Origin of the sequence: Mesorhizobium sp. M7A.F.Ca.CA.002.09.1.1, assembly GCF_003998555.1 — a bacterium.
GTDB lineage: Bacteria > Pseudomonadota > Alphaproteobacteria > Rhizobiales > Rhizobiaceae > Mesorhizobium > Mesorhizobium ciceri.
In genome coordinates this window covers 1-5,848 of sequence record NZ_RZRR01000289.1, presented here as the reverse complement: position 1 = coordinate 5,848, position 5,848 = coordinate 1, and the positions used below count along the sequence as shown (strand labels likewise).

The 5,848-nt window shown below is 61.5% G+C and carries 4 protein-coding genes; 2 read left to right on the top strand and 2 right to left on the bottom strand.

Annotated elements, in window-relative coordinates:
* Positions 1-46: 46 nt before the first annotated feature.
* Both EN994_RS14685 and EN994_RS14680 read right to left on the bottom strand, forming a co-directional pair.
* A complete protein-coding gene (locus EN994_RS14685) occupies positions 47-940 on the bottom strand; it encodes a methylenetetrahydrofolate reductase (protein ID WP_013529880.1) in 894 nt (297 codons plus the stop codon).
* Positions 941-1,083: 143 nt separating this feature from the next.
* Positions 1,084-2,340: an aminomethyltransferase family protein gene (locus EN994_RS14680; protein ID WP_013529879.1), complete on the bottom strand. Its 1,257-nt coding sequence runs from the start codon at positions 2,338-2,340 to the stop codon at positions 1,084-1,086.
* 709 nt (positions 2,341-3,049) lie between these two features.
* On the opposite strand from EN994_RS14680, the gene EN994_RS14675 reads away from it, so the two are divergent.
* Both EN994_RS14675 and EN994_RS14670 read left to right on the top strand, forming a co-directional pair.
* Entirely contained in the window at positions 3,050-3,688 is a 639-nt protein-coding gene (locus EN994_RS14675) for a response regulator transcription factor (RefSeq protein WP_244506859.1), read from the top strand.
* A 317-nt stretch (positions 3,689-4,005) separates the two neighbouring features.
* Positions 4,006-5,848, top strand: a 1,843-nt coding sequence (locus EN994_RS14670; RefSeq protein WP_245466030.1) for a DUF5801 repeats-in-toxin domain-containing protein, incomplete at its 3' end; no start/stop codon positions are given.

The following is a 5,848-nucleotide window of genomic DNA, read 5'->3' as shown; positions in this document are numbered from 1 at the left end:
TCGCAGGACAGCGTCAGAATGAACGACAGTCGAAGCGCTGCACAATTCATCGTTCGTTGACCCGCGGCCAGCACGCCTCGCGATAATCGGCGAACCAGGCAAGCGTCTTTTCCCATCCGCCGAATGGGAAGAAATGGAGGTGTAGTGGCGCGGTCGGCGCCGGGTAGCTTGCCGCCATGGTTTGTAAGATCTCGGCTGGGTTCCGGTCGGCCACGATGTTGAAGAGGCCGCTGGCGGAACGCCGCAGCGCCGCGATCGAAGGGCCGACACCGCACATCATGGCGAACCGGATGAGTTTGGTAAGGCTGGTCACACCGGCCAGACCAACATGAACCGGCAGCCCGGGATGCGCCGTATGCAGACTGCTCGCCCAGGCGGCGATCATGTCGCCATCGAAGGCGAATTGCGATACGACCCTGGCTTCCAGCGACCGCTCGGCACAGATGTCGAGCTTGCGCCGCAATGCGTCCGTCAGCACGGCTTCGACGATGCTTGGATGCCCTTCCGGATAGCCGGCAACGAAGGCGGTTCGTATCGCACTGTCTTTGACCACGGGATGGGCGAGCAACTGGGTTGCCTCTCCCAACGGCCCCGGAAAGAGAGCCGGATTGCCGCCAAGAAAGAGCGCTTCGCTTATCCCGTTTCGACTGTGGGCGGTGACAAGATCGACATAGTCCTGCTCCGAATTGAAGTTCCGCGCGCCCAGATGTGGCACCGGCACAAAGCCCAACTCCTTGATCCGGCGCGCTGCTTCGATTTGCAAAGCCTCGGGCTTGCCGGGAAGGTGAGTAAGAAAGACGCGCGAGCCAAGCGGGAAGCAGTCGGCTGGTGGCGCAAAGGTGCGTGCCTGCGCCGGTGCCAGTTCGATCGACACCTCCGCGTCGAACACAAATGTAGCCGAACCTCGCGTCTGGATAAGCTCTTGGCGCATGTCGTTCATGATCTTTCCAGGTCTCTCCCGACCAGCTTCACGATTTCGCGGCACCGTAGGCCGCGGCAATGGGAGCCGGGCAGACCAGCTGCCCGGCTTGTCGTCACGGGAGGATGCAACGACAGGACTCTCAGTTCTGAAACAGCGTTTCGCTACCCGTTGGCGGCGCGTTTGAGCGACAGGAACGGCAGCCCCACGACACGCGCCCTGACATCGGCCGCCACGCCATCCTTGTTCCACTTCAGCGTGAGCTCGGTGCCGGTCTCGGCGGCCTCACGCCGCAGATGGCCGAAGCCGATCATCCTGCCGGTCGAAGGTGACCAGGCGACGCTGCTGGCGTGCCCAACTTCCTTCCCGCCGCGAAAGGCTTTCAGCGGATACCACTGCACGCGCCGCAGATTTCCGGGCGCATTGCTCTCAAGCCCCTTGCCGTCGAGGGCTTGCGACCAGTCGATGTCGAGCCCGACGAGCTGGCGATGGTCACCCGTGTTCGACATGCGCTGCAGCGCCGCCTTGCCGATGAAATCGGCCTTGCGAAAGTCGACCAGCCGGCCCAGGCCGAGGTCGAAGGGCGACGCACGATACTTTCCAGCTGCCTGAATGCTGGCGCCGCCATGGTCTGGGCCGGCACTTGTATAGTCGTAGCCAACGATCAGCAGCCCGGCTTCGAGACGTGCTATGTCGAGCGCCCAGGCGCCGGCAGGAAGGATGCCAAAAGGCTTGCCTGCCGCCTCGACCGCGTCCCACACGGCGGCGCCGTCATCCGCCTTGACCCACAATTCATAGCCATGCTCGCCGGTAAAACCCTGGCGCAGGATCTCGACCCGTCTGCCGGCAATTGTGACGATGGCCAAGCGAGAGAACGGCAATTCCTGCACGGACTGGGTGACAGCCTCCAGCACTTCGCGGGAACGCGGTCCCTGCAAGGTGAGGATGCCGTAGCTATCGGATATGTCGGTGACACGGACGTCGAGGCCTTCGGCATGCTGCTTCCACCAGGAAAGGCCGGGATCGGCGGAAACGCGGAAGGTGGTTTCGTCCATGCGGAAAACCAGACCGTCGCCGACGACATGGCCGTTCTCGTCGCACCACGGTGCATAGTAGATCTGGCCGACCTGCAGCTTCTTGATGTCGCGCGGGATGAGCGCATCCATCATCCTCTCGGCATCCGGACCGGCAATGACATATTTCGACAGTGGTGACATGTCGCCCATGGCCACCCTGTTGCGGATAGCCGCCAGTTCCTCGACCATATCGGAGTAGCAATCGACGACCATGTTCCTGTCCCAGCGCATCCAGAGTGCGTTCTGGTTCAGTGGCGCCGTCCGTTCGACGAAGGGCGTGCCGCGAAAGGCGACATGGGCATCTGCCACCACGCTCAGGCCGGACGTGAATTTGATGTCGTTCATTCCAGGTCTCCTCCCAGTCGCAAGGCACTTTGCTGCGACATTCGACGACAACGGGTGAAGAACAGCGCACCTCGCGCCATGGAAACGAAACCATCCAAGCGCAGACCGCAGGGACGGCTTCCTGCGAGCAGCAACCCGCTCAGTCAGATGTCTCTTGCCTCATCCGTATCTTGGGTGAGACTTTCACTTCGCAGCGTTTTTCGGAATGCCCCCGGTTGCCGACGGCATACCCGCAGTTCAACCTGAATATTTGAAGCCGCCGTCGGATTGCTTTCGCTGTCAGCCTTCACCGGCAAATGCTCGCTTGCGGTCGACCAGGTAACGCCGTCTCACCGCACAAGCTCGGCCCGTTCAGCCGTAGCATCGAAGCCTGAATTGGCAGCTCGACGCGTGGGGGGAAAGGCGGTAGCGCGCTGGCGCTAGCAAATTTCTCACCCAGGAGTGCGGTGAGACGTCCGGCGATTTCGACTTCGATTCCGCGGATCCACGTGCAATCGAAACGCTGGCATTTCAACCAAGTCCAGCATCGCCTCCGCAGAATCGTCAGCCGGCCTGCTACGCTGCGAGGGAGCCCGCCGGTCCGTCGTAGATTATAGCAATATGTATATTAGCTATTCCTTGACAATCGATGTGGGCTCTGGTTTCCTGATTTTACGGGTATTTAACCAAGTTCGTTGCGTTTTTTACGGACGGTGTTCGCATGTCAACAGTGGTTGTCGCGGACCCGCGGGGGGTATATCTCGCCGGTCTGGAATGGGTGTTGCAGAAGGCTGGACACGATGTTGTCGCCCAGTGTCGCCGCCCTGTGGACGTTCTCGCTCATGTGGAGCGCCATCAGCCTGATATGGTCATCGTAGGCGTGGATCTCGCGGATCAGCAGACATCAGGTCTTTCCTCACGGCTGAAGGCCGGCAACAGCGCTCTCGGCATCATCTTCATCGTGCAGCCAACCGGCAGGCTCGATGTCAGGGAAATACAGACGCTCGACGTCGATGGCCTGTTTCTGGACGGCATCAGCCACCGCTTTCTCATCGAATGCGTGAATGCGGTGGCGGCGGGCAAGAAGTGGATCGACAACAAGATCGTCCAGCAGCTGCTGATGCCCGGCTCGCAGCCGCAGCCAATGTCCCGGCTGACCGGGCGGGAGACCGAAATCGCCGATCTCGTCTCGCGCGGGCTGCGCAACAAGACCATCGCGCAGCGGCTGCATTTATCCGAAGGCACGGTGAAGATGCACCTGCATCACGTCTACGAGAAGTTGCACCTAGGCGGCCGGGCGGAACTGGCCTGGATGACGCACGGCAAAGCCGCCGAGCGTCCGGGAATGGGCCGAACCGGCCTGCTCTGAACACTCTCCACTCGCACCGACATTGTACGCACGGCAACGGCCGCAGAGCCGTCTGGCGGCATCTGGCGCGTGCCTGCGCGACCTCCCCGCAGCGCCCGTCAACCTGACCTATCGAAGGATATATATCGTTCGATCAGGTGCGGACATTGACCGCAATACTATCGAAGCGGGAATGGACGCGCCCTCTGCGCCGGCGGCACAATGAAATTGGAGGGGCGCATTTCAGTATGCGACCGGCTGCACCGGGGTAGGTGCATTTCCGGCATTAGGGGCTGCATCCCTTTTCCAGAGAGAATTTTGAACCAAGGAGAATCTCCATGGCACTCGACATCTTGACCCAGGACATCGTCCTCGACGAGACCACCGGATTTACGGACGATGATATCAATCCGGCCATTCCGCCTTACGATACCAACCCCACGGTGCAATATCTCCTAAGTCTCGACGATCCGGGTGGGCTGACCTCGCCGGAGGTCGCCTTCCAGGCCAACTTCGTCGTGGCCTCGGCGAGTGCGGGAGAAACCATCACCTCGGTCGTTCTCTCCCAGAATCTCACCGGAACCCCGTTTTCCACCACCGTCGGCGTCAACAGCGGCATTCAGACGGTCGATGGCAATTATGTCTGGCTGTTCAAAGACGCAGACCCGCCCCATGCAAACGTCGTAATCGGTGTCATCGGCACCTCTGACCCGTCGGCCGCACCGGCCGCAACCGGCCCGCTCGCTTTCTCGTTTGGGCTGGTCAGCACCAGCGCCACCAATGCGGACCTGTACACGGTCGAGTATGTGCCGTTGCTCAATCCGGACGCGACCAATCCGGACGATCGTATCGGTTTGACCAACAAGGTGTTCGCGTCGGTCACCGGCACCTCCGTGGCTAGTTTTCTGGGCTCAGCCGCCGCGCCCGGCAACAATGATTTCTATCTGATCAATTCGGCCAATGACGCTTCCAAGCAGCTGCTGGTAATCGGTTTGAACGGTGGCAGTGCCAACGTCAGCGAACAGGGCTTCGGCATCAACAACCAGAGCATCAATCCGAACGAAACGCTGCAGGTCGATTTTGTCACCGGCGGTACCCTGAACGCAGGGAGTGCGTCGCAAATCCAGTACGGCAACCACATCGAGACCATCACGCAGGCCGGGTTCACGATCAGCCAGATCACACCTTCCACTCCGACTGCGCGTGTGGACGTCACCGTCAGCGCCTTCAACAATACGGGCAACGACCAAGGCACGAACTTCTTTGACGGCACCACGACCAGCCCCGTGGATATCACCGGCATCAAGTTGACGGGTACATCGGGGTTTGCGTCCGTCATCACTGTCGATGGCACCTATGCGACCGGCAGCGGCAACATCACCGTCACCGGGCTCAGCGGGACCGGAAACGCCGTCACCATCACCGGGCTCGACAACACCACCACCGTCGATATCACCACCGGCAGCCCAATGGATCGGCTGACGGTCAAAGGGGTCGATGCAAACGAGGGGTGCGACATCTCCGAGTTCCATTTCTCGGCGACGAGCACCAACGCCTATAGCGAAGAGGTCGGCTCCCACATCAACTTCGACGATGATGGCCCGAGCATCTCGACCACCGGCGCCGAGCCGACGCTGACCGTCGACGAGTCGGTTCTTACCACCAACGACACGCAGAGCTTTGCCGCCAACTTCAGTTCGGGCTTCGGCGCCGACGGGGCCGGCACGCTGACCTACGCACTGGGCGTCGTGGCAGGCCCTTCGGGTCTGATCGACACGGCGACCGGCCAGGCGGTCATCCTCTCGCTCAATGGCAGCGTCGTCGAAGGCCACACCATCGGCTCCAACGACCTCGTATTCACCGTCTCCGTCAGCGCCGCCGGCGCCGTCACCCTCGACCAGCTCCGGGCGGTGGTCCATGCCGACGCCAGCAACCCCGACGACAGCACCAGCCTGGCCGCCGACAATCTGGTCACGCTCACCGCGACCGTCACCGACAAGGATGGCGACCACCTGTCGGCCAGCCTCGACATCGGCCAGAACCTCAACTTCAAGGATGATGGCCCGAGCATCTCGACCACCGGCGCCGAGCCGACGCTGACCGTCGACGAGTCGGTTCTTACCACCAACGACACGCAGAGCTTTGCCGCCAACTTCAGTTCGGGCTTCGGCGCCGACGGGG

Coding starts and splice junctions, on each gene's coding strand:
- EN994_RS14685 (WP_013529880.1), bottom strand. CDS start 940: ATGAACGACATGCGCCAAGAGCTTATCCAGACGCGAGGTTCGGCTACA.
- EN994_RS14680 (WP_013529879.1), bottom strand. CDS start 2,340: ATGAACGACATCAAATTCACGTCCGGCCTGAGCGTGGTGGCAGATGCC.